Source organism: Microbacterium sp. As-52, assembly GCF_049949185.1.
Classification (GTDB): Bacteria; Actinomycetota; Actinomycetes; order Actinomycetales; family Microbacteriaceae; genus Microbacterium; species Microbacterium maritypicum_A.
The window spans coordinates 1,367,771-1,381,655 of the sequence record NZ_CP188171.1 but is presented as its reverse complement, the minus strand read 5'-3'; the positions used below and the strand labels follow the sequence as shown (position 1 = coordinate 1,381,655).

Sequence of the window (13,885 nt, the reverse complement as noted above, 5' to 3'; positions counted from 1 at the left end):
ACTGGGAGCATGAACACCCGCACCATCCCCCATCCACCGCGAGTGCGTCGCCGTCGCCGTGTCGTCGTCACGCTGATCGCGATCGCTGCGGCCGTGATCCTCGCGTTCGCGGTGCAGCAGTCGCTGTCCGCGGCATTCGCCGATGCGGCGCACACGATCCCCTCGCCCGCCCCGACGCCCGTTCCGACCGGGGGATCCGCCGGCTCGGTGGTCGCCCCGACCGAGGCCGACGGTGTGATCCTCGACGATGACAAGCCCACGGTCTTCGAGGTCGACAGGGTCGCCGTCGGCAACCTCGACCCCGCTCTGCTCGCGGCGCTGCAGCGCGCCGCGTCCGACGCCGAGGCCGACGGGGTGACCATCCGTGTGAACAGCGGATGGCGTTCTCCCGCGTTGCAGGAGTGGATGCTGCAGGATGCCATCGTCCAGTACGGATCAGAAGAAGAGGCGCGCCGCTGGGTGGCCACCCCCGAGACCTCGGAGCACGTGACGGGCGATGCGGTCGACCTCGGACCGTGGTCGGCGCTCGACTGGCTCGCCCAGCGCGGCTCGCGCTACGGCCTCTGCCAGATCTACGCGAACGAGTCGTGGCACTACGAGCTGCGTCCCGACGCCGTCGACGACGGATGCCCCGAGATGCTCGCCGACCCGACCGCCGACCCGAGGACGAAGCGATGACCACCCTTCTCGCCACCGAGCGCACCACGTACTCGCGTCTGCACGCGCCGACGCTCCACACCCTTCCCGGTGCCGTCGCCGAGAACCTGCGCCGTGTGCAGGCCGTGACCGCCGTGCCGATCATGGCCGTGGTGAAGGCCGACGGCTATGGGCACGGGGCCGTCGTCGTGGCCAGGGCCGCGGTCGCCGCCGGAGCCGGATGGCTGGGAGTGACCGATGTCGCCGATGCGGTCGCGCTCCGCGATGCTGGGCTCGATGTGCCGATCCTCTCCTGGTTGAACCCGTCAGGTGTCGACGCGGACGTCGCCGCGGAGCACCGCATCGACATCGCCGTCGGTTCGGTCGAAGAGCTGCGCCAACTGACCGCCGATGCCGGGGATCCGGTACGCGTGCACCTGCATCTCGACACCGGCATGGCGCGGGGAGGGTGCCCTCTCGACGACTGGTCCGAGCTGTTCCGGCTGGCGCGTACCGGGCGGGGCAGGGTCGAGATCACGGGGGTCATGGGGCATCTGCCGCGCGCCGATGAGGCCGACCCGGCGGCGAACGCGGCAGCGGTGCTCCGGATGCGACAGGGGCGCGACGCCGTGCTGCGCGCAGGACTCGGCCCCGTACTCGTGCATCTCGCCGCGACGTCCGGAGCGCTGACCGACCCGGCGACCCATTTCGGCATGGTGCGGATCGGGGCGGGACTCGTCGGGATCGACCCGTCGGAGACGACCGCGCTGGTGGGGGCCGCGCGCTGGACGGCACCGGTCGTGCACAGCGTGCGCGTGCCGGAAGGAACCGCGGTCGGTTACGGAGGCGGGGCGGTGACCGATCGGGAGACGCACCTGGCCGTCGTCGGCGTCGGGTACGCCGACGGCATCCCGCGGGAACGGGAAGCGGGCGCCGGCGTGGAGATCGACGGGGTGAGGTATCCGCTCGTCGGGAGGGTGTCCATGGATCAGATCGTGATCGACACCGGCGCCGTGCGGTTCCCCCGGGGCACGATCGCAACCGTGTTCGGACCCGAAGGGGGAGCCGTGCCGTCGGTGCAGGAGTGGGCGCGGTGGGCGGGAACCATCCCGCACACGATCGTCACCGGAATCGGGCCGCGAGTGCAGAGGAGTGTCGCATGACGACGAAGGTGCTGGTCATCGGCGGGGGACAGAGCGCCGAGCACGAGGTGTCGCTGGCATCGGCAGCCGCGGTCGCCGCGGCCCTGCGAATGGGCGATCACGAGGTCACGTGCGTGACGATCGACCGTGACGGGATCTGGCGCGTCGAGGGCCGCCCGCACGGGGGCTCGGCCGCCGAGTCGCTCGCCCTCGCCCTTCCGCTGCTCACGCGGACCGACGTGGTCTTTCCCGCGGTGCACGGTGCCCCGGGCGAGGATGGTGCCCTCGCGGCGCTGTGCGCGCTCGCCGGCGTACGTGTGGTCGGCTCGGGCCTGCACGCCGGGGCCATCGGCATGGACAAGTGGACGACGAAGCTGGTGGCTGATGCCGTCGGGCTGGGCACCGCACGCGGTCGCCTGGTCTCGGCCGACGACATCGGCGACGTGGAGTTCGAGGGCGAGACCGTGGTGAAGCCGGTGTCGTCCGGATCCAGCCACGGTGTGGGTCTCGTGACGCGGGAGGAGGATCTGCTCGCCGCGCTGCACGAGGCCGCGCGCTTCGACCGCCGGATCCTGGTCGAAGAGGTCGTGCGGGGGCGTGAGATCGACGTGGCGGTGCTGCGTGAGAAGGGCGGCATCCGCTGGGCCGCTCCGCCCCTCGAGATCCACGCGACGGGATTGTTCGACACGGCCACCAAGTACGACGGCAGCGCGCGGTTCACGGTTCCGGCGCAGCTCGACGCCGGTGAGGTGTCGGCGCTCAAGCGGGCGGCGATCGCCGTGTTCGATGCCCTCGGATGCGAGGGCGTGGCGAGGATGGACTTCTTCCTGACCGACCGCGGTCCGGTGCTGAACGAGGTCAACACGATGCCGGGGCTGACCGCGGCATCGCAGGTGCCGCGGATGTTCGCCGCGGCGGGAGTGACATACGTCGACCTGGTGGCGCGGCTCGTGCGCGCGGCGTCGTGACGGCGGCTCCCGCGCTACGCGTCGGATGGCCCGATGTCGCGAAGGGCATCTGCATCATCCTGGTGGTGCTCTGGCACGTCGTGACCAAGCACGCGATCGAGGCCCCGGGTGCGGGGCCGGTCACCGACGCCTGGGCGACGCTGAACGCCCAGCTGCTGCCGTTGCGGATACCGCTGTTCTTCCTGGTCTCCGGGATGTTCGCCGCACGCGCGGTGCTCGTCGACGACGGCAGTTCCTGGCGGCGGCGCGCGGCACGGCTGACGATGCTCTACATCGTCTGGGTCGTCATCCAGACGTTCGTGCTCGCTCTGGTGCCCGACTTCGACACGGCTCGGGCGACCAGCGGGTGGGAGCTGCTCGCGCAGCTGACCATCAGCCCGACGAACCTCTGGTATCTGCTCGCGCTCGCGGTGTACCTGGCGATCGGTCGACTGAGTCGCCGCATCCCGGCGGTCGTGGTGCTGCCGGTCGCCTTCGTGATCGCGGCGGTCGCCGGGGCCGGGGTCATCCCCGACCTCGGCAACCTGTGGCAGCTGGTGCAGAACCTGTTCTTCTTCCTCGTGGGGCTGCGGCTGCGCGCGGTCGTCGAACGGTTCGCGAAGAGCGTCGGGGTGTGGAGCACCGTCGCGCTCGCCGCCGTGTACGTCGCGGCGCTGGCCGTCGTGGCGGGCCTGGCCATCCGCCTGCTGCCGGGCGTGTGGCCCGCGCTCGCCCTGATCGCGGTGGCGTTCGGGGTGTCGCTCAGCGTGCTCCTGGACCGCCACGTCGACGTGGTCGCGCGGCCCCTGCGCTGGATCGGACAGCGCACCTTGCCGATCTACGTGCTGCACATGATGCCCCTCGCCCTCATCGATGCGGTCCTGCGCTCGACGCGCGGGCGGACGACGGACGTGGTCGAGGCCGTCGCCCCCATCCTTCTCACCGCGATCGTGATCGGGATCTGCCTGGGTGTGCATGCGCTGCTCGTGCGCTTCGGGCTCGGGGCGCTGTTCGATCCGCTGCGGGTGACCGACCGCTTCACGGCACGGCTGGTGCCTCGCGGGGGAGAGGGATGACGCCGATGAAGGGGCTCGATGAAGGCGTTCGAGGAAGGCCTCGACAATCGGCGGAGGACGGCGGATGCTGGAAGCATGGCGGCCTTCACAGCGGACAACGCATTCAGCGGATTCAGCGTCGACGACATCGACGCGGCGGAGGAGTTCTACGGCACGGCGCTCGGGCTCGACGTCGAGCGCAACGCGATGGGTTTCCTCGACCTGCGGCTGCCGAGCGGCGGATCGATCCTCGTCTACTCGAAGCCGAACCACACCCCGGCGAGCTTCACGATCCTGAACTTCCCGGTGGCCGATGTCGACGCCGCCGTGGATGAGCTCATCGCCCGGGGCGTGCAGACCAAGATCTACAGAGATGAGGAATTCCCGTCCGACGAACGCGGCATCGTGCGCGGCAACGGTCGGGGTCCGGACATCGCGTGGTTCCGCGATCCCGCGGGCAACGTGCTCGCGGTGATGCAGGCCTGACAGCGAGCCCGGAGGGTCTGCGCCCCGGAGACCGAGGTCCCCGGGGCGCAGTGCCTACCGACGCGGCTCAGCCGAAGACGGCGTCGGGGTAGAGGCCCTCGGCGATCAGCCGGACCGCCGAGACGTTGCCGAGCGTGCCGGGGAACAGATCGGTCGAGGGCACCGCGATCAGGCGGCCGTCGCGCACGGCGGGCATGTCGGGGAAGGTCGCGGCGAGGTAGGAGCGGACCGCCGCCTCGTGAGCGGGGTCGGACACCGCGAAGACGAGCGCGTCGGGTGCTTCGGCGGCGAGGGATTCCGGGGTGATCTCGGCGGCGAAGAAGTCGGCGAACGCGGGGTCTTCCGGCGTGAAGACGTTGTCGGCACCGGCGCGTTGCAGGATGTCGTACTCGATGCCGGCGCCGATGGCGGTGAGGGTGGTCCCCTCGATGAAGACCTGCGCGACGCGGGGGCGATCCTGTCCCTCGATCGCGGTGTCCACGGTGGCGAGCTCGGCCTGCGACGACGCGATCAGGTCGTCCGCCTCGTCTTCCACGTGGAAGATCGCGCCGAGGTTCTCGAGGTCGGTGAAGAGGTCGTCGACCGTGCCCTCCATGCGGCGGTCGAAGCAGCCGCCCGTCGCGGTGTACGCGGCGACCCCGGCTTCCGCCAGCTGCTCGATGCTGGCGAATCCCTGCTCGGCAGTGAACTCGTACGTCGTGGGCGAGTAGACGAAGTCGGGCTCGACGGCGAGGAGCTCTTCTCGGCTCGGAGGGGCGTCACCGCCGATGACCGGCACCTCGGCGGCGAGGTCCGCGACGTCGGACGGCAGCTTCTGGGTCGTGGCCTGGGCCTGGCCGACGAGCGCATCGGCGAGGCCGAGACGCAGCAGCAGCTCGGTCTGCGACGGGTGCAGCCCGACGACGGCGGTGGGCGTGGACGGGATCTCGACCGTGCGGCCGCAGTTCTCGATCGTCACCGCCTCACCGGAGGCGGCGGGTGCCGTTCCGTTCGAGACCCCACCGCCGCATGCGGTGAGGGCGATCGCGCCCAGGCCGACGGTGACGGCGGCCAGCAGGCGGGTGGTTCGGGTACGGGGTGTCATTCGTGTTCTCCTTCGTTGGTGCGGGGTGGGGGTATGAGTTCGGATGCCGGGGGATCAGCGGCCGACGGGCTCTCGGGGATGGAAGGTCATCGCGCGTGCCCCGGTGTCGACCTCGACGGCGATGCGGGCGGTGACGTGGAAGACCTCGTCGACGAGCGCCGGGGCGAGCACCGTGTCGGGCGGACCGAAGGCCACGAGTCGGCCCTCGTCGAGCACGGCGACCTCGTCGCAGAACGCCGCGGCGATGTTGAGGTCGTGCAGGGCCGCGATCACGGTCGTGCCGAGTCCGCTCACGACGCGCATCAGGTCGAGCTGGTGCGCGATGTCGAGGTGGTTGGTCGGTTCGTCCAGCACGAGGATCTCGCCGCTCTGCGCGAGAGCGCGGGCGAGCATCACCCGCTGGCGCTGACCGCCCGAGAGCGAACGGACCAGGCGGTCGCCGAGGTCGTGCACGTCGGCGGTGCGCAGAGCCTCGTCCACGATGCGCTGATCCTCCGCGGTGTCCCGGCTGAAGGGCGGACGATGCGGCGAACGGCCCACGAGCACGGTCTCCCGCACGGTCAGGTCGAACTCGGAAGGGGAGTCCTGCAGCATGACCGACACCGTGCGGGCGAGGGCGCGCGGGGCCAGCTGCGACACGTCGGCGCCGTCGATCAGGACGCGCCCGGTGTGCGGACGCTGACCCGTGAAGAGCGCGCGCAGGAGCGTGGACTTGCCGCTGCCATTGGGGCCGAGCAGTCCCACGATGCGCCCGGTGCCGACCTCGAGGTCGATGCCGTGCAGCACGGTGCGACCGCCGCGTGCGACGCTCACGCCGTCGAACAGCACGCTCATCGGTCGAACCCCGCGCGCTCGCCGCCACTGCGCATCAACCACAGGAAGAAGGGAGCACCGACGAACGCGGTGAGGATTCCGAGGGGGATCTCGGTCGGCATCGCGACCGTACGGGCCAGCAGGTCGGCGACCATGAGGAACAGCGCGCCGCCGAGGACCGTGATCGGCAGCATCCGACGATGATCCGACCCGACCAGGAGTCTCGCCATGTGCGGCACGACGAGGCCGACGAAGCCGATGCCGCCGCTCACGGCCACGATCGCACCGGTCAGGAGCGAGGCGAGCACGAGCAGCAGCCCACGCAGCCGGGTCGTTCGTACGCCGACCGCCATCGCGGACTCGTCACCGGCGAGCAGCGCGTTCATCGACCGCGAGAGCCCGAAGACCGCGATGCAGGCGACGGCGAGTGCGACCGCGGGGATCAGCAGCGACGACATGTCGGCGGCCGACACGCTGCCGAGCAGGAAGAACATCACGCTGACGACGTTCTGGGCATCGGTGGTGAGCGTGAGGTAGCTGGTCACCGCGCTCAACAGAGCGCCCAGTGCGACGCCGGCGAGGATCATGCGGGTCGGGGAGAGCTCTCCGCGGATGCGCGCGAGCATGGCCACGAGGATGCAGGCGACCATCGCGCCCACGAACGCCGCCCCGCTCATCGTGAGCCCGAGGAACGTGGCGCCGCCCGACACGATCACCAGCACGGCGCCGACACTCGCGCCGGAGGAGACGCCGAGGATGTACGGCTCGGCGAGCGGGTTGCGCACGACCGCCTGCATCATCGCCCCGGCGAGAGCGAGACCTGCGCCCGAGAGCGCGGCGAGGAGCGACCGCGGCACCCGGAACTGCCACACGGCCTGATCCTGCAACGGCGTGAGGGTGCCGTCGGACATCCAGGGCATGCCGGGGGCCAGATGGCCGATCACGATCTTCGCGGCATCGAGAGGCGAGACCGTGACGGGTCCGGTGGCGGCCGAGAGCACGAGGACGAGCACAGCGAGCACCGTGATCGTCGTCACGGTCGGGCCGACGGGCAGCATCCGCCGGAAGCCGACGCGGCCGCCGGTGCGCCGACGAAGGCGCGGGATGCGCCGAACGGGGGTGCGCCGTGTGTCCGTCCCGGTGAGGGCTCCGGTGGATTCGCTCATCGGGCACGTCCCATCGTGGATTCGGTCGTGGATTCGGTCGTGGATTCGGTCGTGAGTTCGGCCGCGAAGTCCAGCACGGTGAGTCCCAGCTCGTGCAGCGCGGCGGACTCGTTCGCACCGTGTCCTGCCCCCGAAGCCGTCCAGAGCCGGGCGGACCCGGCAGCTCGTCGTAGCGCCTCGACCATCCGGTGCGTGTCGCGAGCGCGCACTCGGGTGTCCTCACCGAGTACGACGCCGAGATAGGAGGGGATCCGGGCACCGGCCGGAAGGGCTTCGGCCTGCGCCAGCGGAGACAGGGCCCGGAGGTGAGCGCGCGATTCGCGGGTGCCGTCATCGCCGAACTCCGCTCGCCAGCGTGCACCGAGCGGATGATCGTCCAGGTGGAGCAGATCGAGGGGAGCGGCGGTGGTGACGAATCCCGCGCACAGCTCCGGGTGCGCGATCGCACACCCGGCTGCGACGACCCCGCCCAGAGAGGCCCCGGCGAGGACGAGGAGGTCGGGTCGCGTGATCCCGGCCTCGATGAGTCCGCGCGCGACGTCGGCGAGGTCGGCGATCGTGCGGTGCTTGCTCCTGCCGCGGCCCCCCTCGCGCCACGCAGCTCCGCGCTCGCCACCACCGCGGAGCTGCGCGACGGCGTACGCTCCGCCGCATTCGACCCAGGCGGGCACAGTCGGCTCGAAGAGTGGAAGGTGCGGCACGCCGAACCCGCCGTAGCAGGTCAGGATCAGCGGCAGCGGACCCTCCGTTCTCGGGGGAGAGGTCACGTGGACGGTCAGGATCACGCCGTCGTCGGCGCGGATGTCGTGGCGGACGGTCGTGCCGAGGGGCCGCACGGCAGCGGCCGGCACCACCACGGTCCCCCGGCGCTCGCGCTGCAGGAGGCGAGGGGGAGTGAGCGGGCCCTCGACGCCGAGACGCAGCACGCCGTCGTCGACGCCGATCATCGTGGTGGTGAGCACATCGGAGGGGCTCGACGCGGCCTCGATGCGCGCGACCTCGACACCGTCGACCAGGTCGATGAGCACGCTGCGCCCGTCGGCGACGGCGAGGACGACGACGCGGTCATCATGCACCGCGACATCGACGATCAGCGCGTCGGGATCGTGCCAGCGCCAGAGTGCATCGTCTTTTCCGGCGGCGTCTTTTCCGGCATCGTCTTTTCCGGCGGCGTCTTTTCCGGCACCGACGTTCGGCACGGCATCGAGCCCGCGGTCGTGCCACACCAGCACGCCGGTGCCGAGAGGGGAGGCCCGCAGGAGCGCCGGCCAGCGACCCAGCGATGCTCCGGTGCCCCGGTCGGTCAGCGTCGTGCCTCGCGAACCCGAGCTGAGGGCGCGCAAGCCGCTCTCCCCGCCGGGGAACAGTCGCAGTCGTGCATCGGCCTCGAGAGCGGCCGCCCGCTGCTCGCCGGTCTGCAGGTCCAGGGTCACGAGCATCCGGTCGCGGCTCGCGACGACGTCGAGGCTGCGCGAGTCGGGTGCCCAGAGCACGGTGTCGTAGCGCAGACGGATGTCGGGGTGCAGCTGCAGGGTGCCTCCGTGGGCATCGACGATGCCGAGGACGGCGTTCTCGTCGGCGGTGGGCGCCCACTCGACGGCGATGCGCCGACGGTCGGGCGACGGGAAGATCCGATGGAGGTGCCCGTCGGGCTCGATCACGGTCGTGCCGTCGAGGCGGTGGATACCGCGACGAGAGCGACCGTCGGCCCGACCGAGGATGAAGCCCCCGACGGGAAGACCCGGTCGACCGTGACGTTCCGCACGTGCGAGGGCGTCGTCGAGCACGGATCGGCGAGCGCTCATCGGCCGACCAGATCGTCGACGCGGTGGTCGGCACCGGCCCACAGCAGGTGCCCGCCCTCGTCGAGTGGGGTGGGGAGCTCGATGGTCGAGATGCCGCTGTCGTCGACGAGGTGGATCGTGCCGTCTCCGCCGCTGGTGACGGCGACCGTTCCGGTGCCGGGGTCGATCGCGATGGACCGGCGCTGTGCGGGGCGGCCGTCGACGCCGTCCCACGGCAATCGTCCTGCGCGGGGCGGGTGCGTCATCGCCGGGATCGGGGTGATCCGCGCGATGCGCGCGTCCTCCCGATCGATCACGATCACGACATCCCCGTCGGGATGGATGACGGAGACGGCTGCGACGCCCGTGGCGAGGGCGAAACGGAAGGCGAGCCCCGGCGGCAGCGGCACGGTGCGGGAGGCTCCCGACGCGAGGTCGATATCGACGAAGGTGTTGGTCCACTCCGGCCACGATCCGGGAGAGGCCGGTCCTCCGCGGACGATGCCGGTGGCGCGCCCGGTGTCGCCCGCGAGGCGCAGGTAGTACGCGCGCCCTGCGACGGGCCACGGGACGATGCCGATGGCGCGGGGAACTCCGCCGTCGACGATGAAGCGCTCCAGACCGCGGCTCGTCGCGATGCCGATGAGGCCGGAAGCGGGGTCCATCACGTCGCCGTGTCCGTCTGCGGCGAGGTCGTCGATGACGTGCCCGCGCAGGACTGGTGCGTGCGCTCCGACCTCGAGCGCCGCCGCGAGGGGCAGTGCCTCGACGGCTCCGGGTTCGCGATGGCGGAGCACGATCATCGGCTCTCCCGTGGCCTGATCCGGAGCGACCACGACGCCCGGCTCACCGGTGCGCACGCGGAAGCGCACGGAGGAGTCGGTCGCGAGATCGACGACGGACACCAGGTCGGTCCAGGCTTCCTCGTTCATGCCCAGACCGGAGGTGACGACCACGTGGCGTCCGCTCGGATCGCAGGCCAGATGCTCCGCCGGGATGGCGATCGGGACGCGTCGTACGGAGTCCGCGTCTGCGATGACCAGCGCACCGCCGCGGTCGTCCGCGAACGCCCAGCGGCCGGATGATCCGGCGGGGAGGTGGAGGAACCCCGCATGCTCGGCGAGCCAGCTGTCGGCGACGGCGACACGCCGGGAACCGTCATGGATCTCGTAGACGACTCCGGCCCGGTGATCAGCGGCGAGGAGGGGGGTGGAGGAGGACATGTCAGCGATCCTAGTAGATATTGAGAATCATTATCATTTAGGGTCGTCAGTGTTCACTCACCGTGGACACCGCCCCGCACCCCGCGAGGCGGACACCTCACAGAAGGAGCACGAAATGGAAAAGCAGATCCTCGCCGAGATCGAAGAGTCCGAGCAGCTGGCGCACCTGTCGGCATCGCACTCGAACGCCCTGGTCGAGAACCCGTTCGACTGATCGCGGATCCTTCCGTCGCGCTTTCGAGCGCACTCCCGTCCGGCCGGGCGTTCGCGCCCGGCCGGGCCCATCACCGAGAGACACCATGACTTCCGAACCCCGCATCCTGCCGCTCCCCGACACCGGGGCGCATCTCGTCGTCGGTGCCGACGGCCGCCCCCGGATCCGTCTGCGCACCGGACGACTCGTCCTGGTCGACGCGCCGGCCGCCGCTCTGGTCGAGGCCCTCGAGAGCGGGGCCCACGGAGAGCGCTCGACCGCGCTCGACCGGCTGACGCTCGAGGTGCAGGAACGCGAGTCCGCCGATGCCCTTCACCGCTGGCCGCAGGAGCGCCGCGACGTCTGCCTCCTCGGAACGGGTCCGCTCGTGCTCGACCTCGAGCGCGTGCTCGTCGCCTGGGGCGCCCGGGTCGCCGTCCTGGATCCGGAGGCGGCACCGTCCGAGCACGCCGCGCTCGTGGTCGCCTATGCCGAGGACGCCTCCGGCCGCCGCCGCTGGGCAGAGCTCGATCGGCTTCCGGAGCGGGGCACCGCGTGGCTCCGCGTGCACCGGGAGGGCGAGGTCGTGCTGATCGATCCGCTCGCCGTCGACCCCGGCGATCCCACCTCCGTGCAGGTGGCCGCGCGACGGGTGGCCGCGAGCAGCGCGCCCGCGTCGAGCGAGGCCTGGCAGCTGGCGCGTCCGCTCACCCCTGGCGCGCTCGACGACGCGACCAGAGCGCTCGTGCTCGCCCGACTGCTGCACACCGTCCTCGCGTGGGCGCAGGAGGACGCAGAACTCGACCGGCTGCGGACGACGCTCTGGAAGGTCGTTCCCGCAACCGGTTCCGTGAGCGCGCACACGGTGCTGCCCTTCCCCGCGGCCCCTCGCCGGGTGATCCGATGACGCCGCCGCGCGACGCCCGCCCTCATGCCGTGCTCGCGGAAGACGGCGCCCTGCTGCGCGGCTGGGTCTGGGAACCCGCGGAACCTCGCGGCGTCGTGCTCATCCGTACGCCATACGGCGCTTGGCGACACGGCGACACCGCACGCGCCTGGGTCGGGCGGGGCTACCGCTGCGTGATCCATGACGTGCGCGGACGCCACTCCTCCGACGGTGAATGGCACCCGTACCTCGCGGAACGCAGCGACGGGCGCGCGGTGGTCGAGCAGGTCGGGGCCGAGAGCCCCGGGCTCCCGCTCGTGCTGTCCGGCGGATCGTATGCCGCGCACACCGCACTCGAAGCGGCCAGGGCCGTCGTCGTCGATGCCCTGGTGCTCCAGGTGCCGGCGCTCGGGCTCGCCGAGACCGCGTGGGACGAGGACGGGCGTCCTCAGCTGCGCGACCGGATCGGGTGGTGGCACCAGCACGGCCGCGGCCCGCGTTCCCTGGCGCCCCTGTCGGACGAGCAGCTCTCGGCCCGTGTCCGGCGGGCATCCGACGTGGGCGTGCATCGGGCCGCCGACGAGTGGGGGTGGTCTTCCGAGGTCCTGTCCGGATGGCGACGCCTCTGGTCTGCTCCGGCCGTCGACCTGGACCGTGCCTACGGGGCGCTCCTCGCACCGCTGCTGCTCATCCGCGGCGATCACGACTTCTTCTTCACGCATGCCGGTCGACTCGCGGCCGCCTGGCGGGGCCCCGTCCACCTGGTCGACGGTCCGTGGGGACACCGACTGGCCGCGGACATCGACGACGACGATGTCCGCTCCCGGCTGCGCAGTGCGGGCGACATCGGCGGCGTACTCGACTCCTGGCTCGCCGAGACCGGACTGCCGACCAGGGCATCCGCGCTTCCTGCATCCGCGCTCCCCGCGCCGGCGTCGGGGCGGAGTCGCCGGACCAGATCCGCCTTCGAGCCGGAGACCGGCCGCTGGCGGTACGAGAGGACAGCATGACCCTGCACGACACTCACCAGACCGCTCGCCGCGACACCCCGCACGACACACCGCGCGACACCCTGGGGCACGCCCGGGGTCGATCCGCGATCCGCGCGACGCTGTCGGCCGAGGCGCTGGTCGACGCCGAAGCCGGCATCATCCGCTCGGTGCGGGAGGTGCCGCATCCGATCGGCGCCCCAGACCGGTACCTGGCCTTGACGGCATCCGTGGCCGACGCCCGGATCCTCGGCGAGTGGCCCGCCGATCGGGTCTCGCTCGGCACATCGTTCGGCGACCCCGCTCAGGCGCGCATCGCCGCGATCGGCGAGGGCGTGGAGCGGTATTGCGGCAACTGGCTGCCCGATGAGCTGCCTCGCGGCGAGCTCCGTGTCAGCACCGCCGACGAGCTGCGCGCCGACGGGGAGAGCGTCATCGACGAGTCCGATCTGCCGCGCTTCGCCGACTGGCAGCTCGCACGGCCCGGGTTCGCGTATCAGCGTCTGCTCCCCTCCACGCCGACGCTCTGGGCACGCTGCGACGAGATCGACGGTGGCTCGGTGTGGGTGCCGGATTCTCTCGTGCACCTGAACTGGCGGCAGTCCCGGTTCCGCCGGCTGCCGCGGACACACCATCTGAACTACGCCGGCATCGCGACCGGCGCAGGCTTCGACGACGCCCGCGACCGCGGAGTGATCGAGGTCATCGAGCGGGATGCGCTCGAGGTGTGGTGGCACCTGGACGGACCGACGTTCGGCATCGATCCGGCCACGGTCCCCGGTCTGCTCGACGATCTTCAGGGGAGCAGCCTGCGGGTGTGGCTGGTGGCGATGCCCTCGGAGTTCGCTCCCGCGATCGGCGCGCTCGTGCACGACGAGGAGCGCGGGCTCTACGCTGCAGGCTTCTCGGCCTCGCTCGACCCGGCGCGGGCCGCGCGGAAGGCCGTGCTCGAAGCGGTGCACACCTGGATCTACACGCAGGGATGCACGACGGACGACGGATGGGTGTTCCGCGCGGTCGCTGCGGGACTGATGGCGAAGGGCCTCACCCTCGACTTCCGTCCGCACGCCGACTACCTCGCCGCGGCCGGGCCGCAGTTCGAGAACGTGATCGACCTCGGCGCGCACGTGCAGGTGTGGCTCGACCCGACCGTGCACGACGAGGCCCGGCGGTTCCAGTCGCCCGCGCAGGGCGTGCGTCCGCTGAGTGCGGTGGACCCGGTCACGATCGACGAGGTGTACGGGCGTCTGCGCGATCGCGGTCACCGCGTCCTGACCCGCGACCTCACGACCTCCGACGTGCGACGCACCGACCTGCGCGTGGTGCGTTCGATCGTGACCGGACTCGTGCCCAACGCCCCGGCGGCGTTCTCGTACCTCGGAATGCCACGGTTCCGCGAGGCGGCCGAGGAGCGCGGCTGGCGCACCACCTGGACCGGCGGCCCGGAGGACTTCACGCTCCTCCCGGCTCCGCACATGTGA

14 protein-coding genes are annotated in these 13,885 nt (G+C 71.5%); 9 read left to right on the top strand and 5 right to left on the bottom strand.

What is annotated here, in order from left to right:
• Nucleotides 1-9 precede the first annotated feature (9 nt).
• The 5 genes from ACLFA2_RS06590 (at nt 10) to ACLFA2_RS06570 (ending at nt 4,266) form a co-directional block, all read left to right on the top strand.
• Nucleotides 10-678 (top strand): M15 family metallopeptidase, encoded by a 669-nt coding sequence (locus tag ACLFA2_RS06590; protein WP_031206686.1) that lies wholly within the window; start codon nt 10-12, stop codon nt 676-678.
• Entirely contained in the window at nt 675-1,799 is a 1,125-nt protein-coding gene (gene alr, locus ACLFA2_RS06585) for an alanine racemase (RefSeq protein ID WP_167253579.1), read from the top strand. Before ACLFA2_RS06590 ends, alr begins: the two co-directional genes overlap by 4 nt.
• On the top strand, nt 1,796-2,746 hold the full coding sequence (locus tag ACLFA2_RS06580) for a D-alanine--D-alanine ligase family protein (RefSeq protein ID WP_426622259.1): 951 nt from the start codon (nt 1,796-1,798) through the stop codon (nt 2,744-2,746). The genes alr and ACLFA2_RS06580 overlap by 4 nt, the downstream gene beginning before the upstream one ends.
• A complete protein-coding gene (locus ACLFA2_RS06575) occupies nt 2,743-3,801 on the top strand; it encodes an acyltransferase family protein (RefSeq protein ID WP_426622258.1) in 1,059 nt (352 codons plus the stop codon). Before ACLFA2_RS06580 ends, ACLFA2_RS06575 begins: the two co-directional genes overlap by 4 nt.
• Before the next feature lie 75 nt (nt 3,802-3,876).
• Nucleotides 3,877-4,266: a VOC family protein gene (locus tag ACLFA2_RS06570; RefSeq protein WP_426622257.1), complete on the top strand. Its 390-nt coding sequence runs from the start codon at nt 3,877-3,879 to the stop codon at nt 4,264-4,266.
• Between the two features lie 67 nt (nt 4,267-4,333).
• Here the strand turns inward: ACLFA2_RS06570 and ACLFA2_RS06565 are convergent, their stop codons facing one another.
• From ACLFA2_RS06565 to ACLFA2_RS06545, 5 genes are read right to left on the bottom strand one after another with little or no spacing between them, the layout of a single operon-like run.
• Entirely contained in the window at nt 4,334-5,350 is a 1,017-nt protein-coding gene (locus ACLFA2_RS06565) for an ABC transporter substrate-binding protein (RefSeq protein WP_426622256.1), read from the bottom strand.
• A 54-nt stretch (nt 5,351-5,404) separates the two neighbouring features.
• The gene (locus ACLFA2_RS06560; protein ID WP_426622255.1) at nt 5,405-6,184 is read right to left on the bottom strand and encodes an ABC transporter ATP-binding protein; all 780 of its coding nucleotides are present in this window, start codon (nt 6,182-6,184) and stop codon (nt 5,405-5,407) included.
• Nucleotides 6,181-7,329 carry an iron ABC transporter permease gene (locus ACLFA2_RS06555; RefSeq protein ID WP_315071416.1) on the bottom strand — a complete coding sequence of 383 codons (1,149 nt, stop codon included), beginning with the start codon at nt 7,327-7,329 and terminating at the stop codon, nt 6,181-6,183. Before ACLFA2_RS06555 ends, ACLFA2_RS06560 begins: the two co-directional genes overlap by 4 nt.
• Entirely contained in the window at nt 7,326-9,134 is a 1,809-nt protein-coding gene (locus ACLFA2_RS06550) for a prolyl oligopeptidase family serine peptidase (protein WP_426622254.1), read from the bottom strand. Before ACLFA2_RS06550 ends, ACLFA2_RS06555 begins: the two co-directional genes overlap by 4 nt.
• Entirely contained in the window at nt 9,131-10,336 is a 1,206-nt protein-coding gene (locus ACLFA2_RS06545) for a hypothetical protein (RefSeq protein WP_426622253.1), read from the bottom strand. Before ACLFA2_RS06545 ends, ACLFA2_RS06550 begins: the two co-directional genes overlap by 4 nt.
• A gap of 115 nt (nt 10,337-10,451) precedes the next feature.
• Here ACLFA2_RS06545 and amiA point away from each other — a divergent pair, with 115 nt between their 5' ends.
• The 4 genes from amiA (at nt 10,452) to ACLFA2_RS06525 (ending at nt 13,885) form a co-directional block, all read left to right on the top strand.
• A complete protein-coding gene (gene amiA, locus ACLFA2_RS06540; protein ID WP_017831216.1) occupies nt 10,452-10,550 on the top strand; it encodes a streptamidine family RiPP in 99 nt (32 codons plus the stop codon).
• An 85-nt stretch (nt 10,551-10,635) separates the two neighbouring features.
• Nucleotides 10,636-11,436, top strand: coding sequence for a hypothetical protein (locus ACLFA2_RS06535; protein ID WP_426622252.1), 801 nt, complete (start codon nt 10,636-10,638; stop codon nt 11,434-11,436).
• On the top strand, nt 11,433-12,425 hold the full coding sequence (locus tag ACLFA2_RS06530) for a CocE/NonD family hydrolase (protein WP_426622251.1): 993 nt from the start codon (nt 11,433-11,435) through the stop codon (nt 12,423-12,425). Before ACLFA2_RS06535 ends, ACLFA2_RS06530 begins: the two co-directional genes overlap by 4 nt.
• Nucleotides 12,422-13,885 (top strand): YcaO-like family protein, encoded by a 1,464-nt coding sequence (locus ACLFA2_RS06525; protein ID WP_426622250.1) that lies wholly within the window; start codon nt 12,422-12,424, stop codon nt 13,883-13,885. The genes ACLFA2_RS06530 and ACLFA2_RS06525 overlap by 4 nt, the downstream gene beginning before the upstream one ends.

What these genes read in the sequence shown, in the direction of transcription:
- ACLFA2_RS06580 (WP_426622259.1), top strand. Translation starts at nt 1,796, where the DNA reads ATGACGACGAAGGTGCTGGTCATCGGCGGGGGACAGAGCGCCGAGCAC.
- ACLFA2_RS06565 (WP_426622256.1), bottom strand. Translation starts at nt 5,350, where the DNA reads ATGACACCCCGTACCCGAACCACCCGCCTGCTGGCCGCCGTCACCGTC.
- amiA (WP_017831216.1), top strand. Translation starts at nt 10,452, where the DNA reads ATGGAAAAGCAGATCCTCGCCGAGATCGAAGAGTCCGAGCAGCTGGCG.
- ACLFA2_RS06530 (WP_426622251.1), top strand. Translation starts at nt 11,433, where the DNA reads ATGACGCCGCCGCGCGACGCCCGCCCTCATGCCGTGCTCGCGGAAGAC.
- ACLFA2_RS06545 (WP_426622253.1), bottom strand. Translation starts at nt 10,336, where the DNA reads ATGTCCTCCTCCACCCCCCTCCTCGCCGCTGATCACCGGGCCGGAGTC.
- ACLFA2_RS06555 (WP_315071416.1), bottom strand. Translation starts at nt 7,329, where the DNA reads ATGAGCGAATCCACCGGAGCCCTCACCGGGACGGACACACGGCGCACC.
- ACLFA2_RS06550 (WP_426622254.1), bottom strand. Translation starts at nt 9,134, where the DNA reads ATGAGCGCTCGCCGATCCGTGCTCGACGACGCCCTCGCACGTGCGGAA.
- ACLFA2_RS06590 (WP_031206686.1), top strand. Translation starts at nt 10, where the DNA reads ATGAACACCCGCACCATCCCCCATCCACCGCGAGTGCGTCGCCGTCGC.
- alr (WP_167253579.1), top strand. Translation starts at nt 675, where the DNA reads ATGACCACCCTTCTCGCCACCGAGCGCACCACGTACTCGCGTCTGCAC.
- ACLFA2_RS06535 (WP_426622252.1), top strand. Translation starts at nt 10,636, where the DNA reads ATGACTTCCGAACCCCGCATCCTGCCGCTCCCCGACACCGGGGCGCAT.
- ACLFA2_RS06570 (WP_426622257.1), top strand. Translation starts at nt 3,877, where the DNA reads ATGGCGGCCTTCACAGCGGACAACGCATTCAGCGGATTCAGCGTCGAC.
- ACLFA2_RS06560 (WP_426622255.1), bottom strand. Translation starts at nt 6,184, where the DNA reads ATGAGCGTGCTGTTCGACGGCGTGAGCGTCGCACGCGGCGGTCGCACC.
- ACLFA2_RS06525 (WP_426622250.1), top strand. Translation starts at nt 12,422, where the DNA reads ATGACCCTGCACGACACTCACCAGACCGCTCGCCGCGACACCCCGCAC.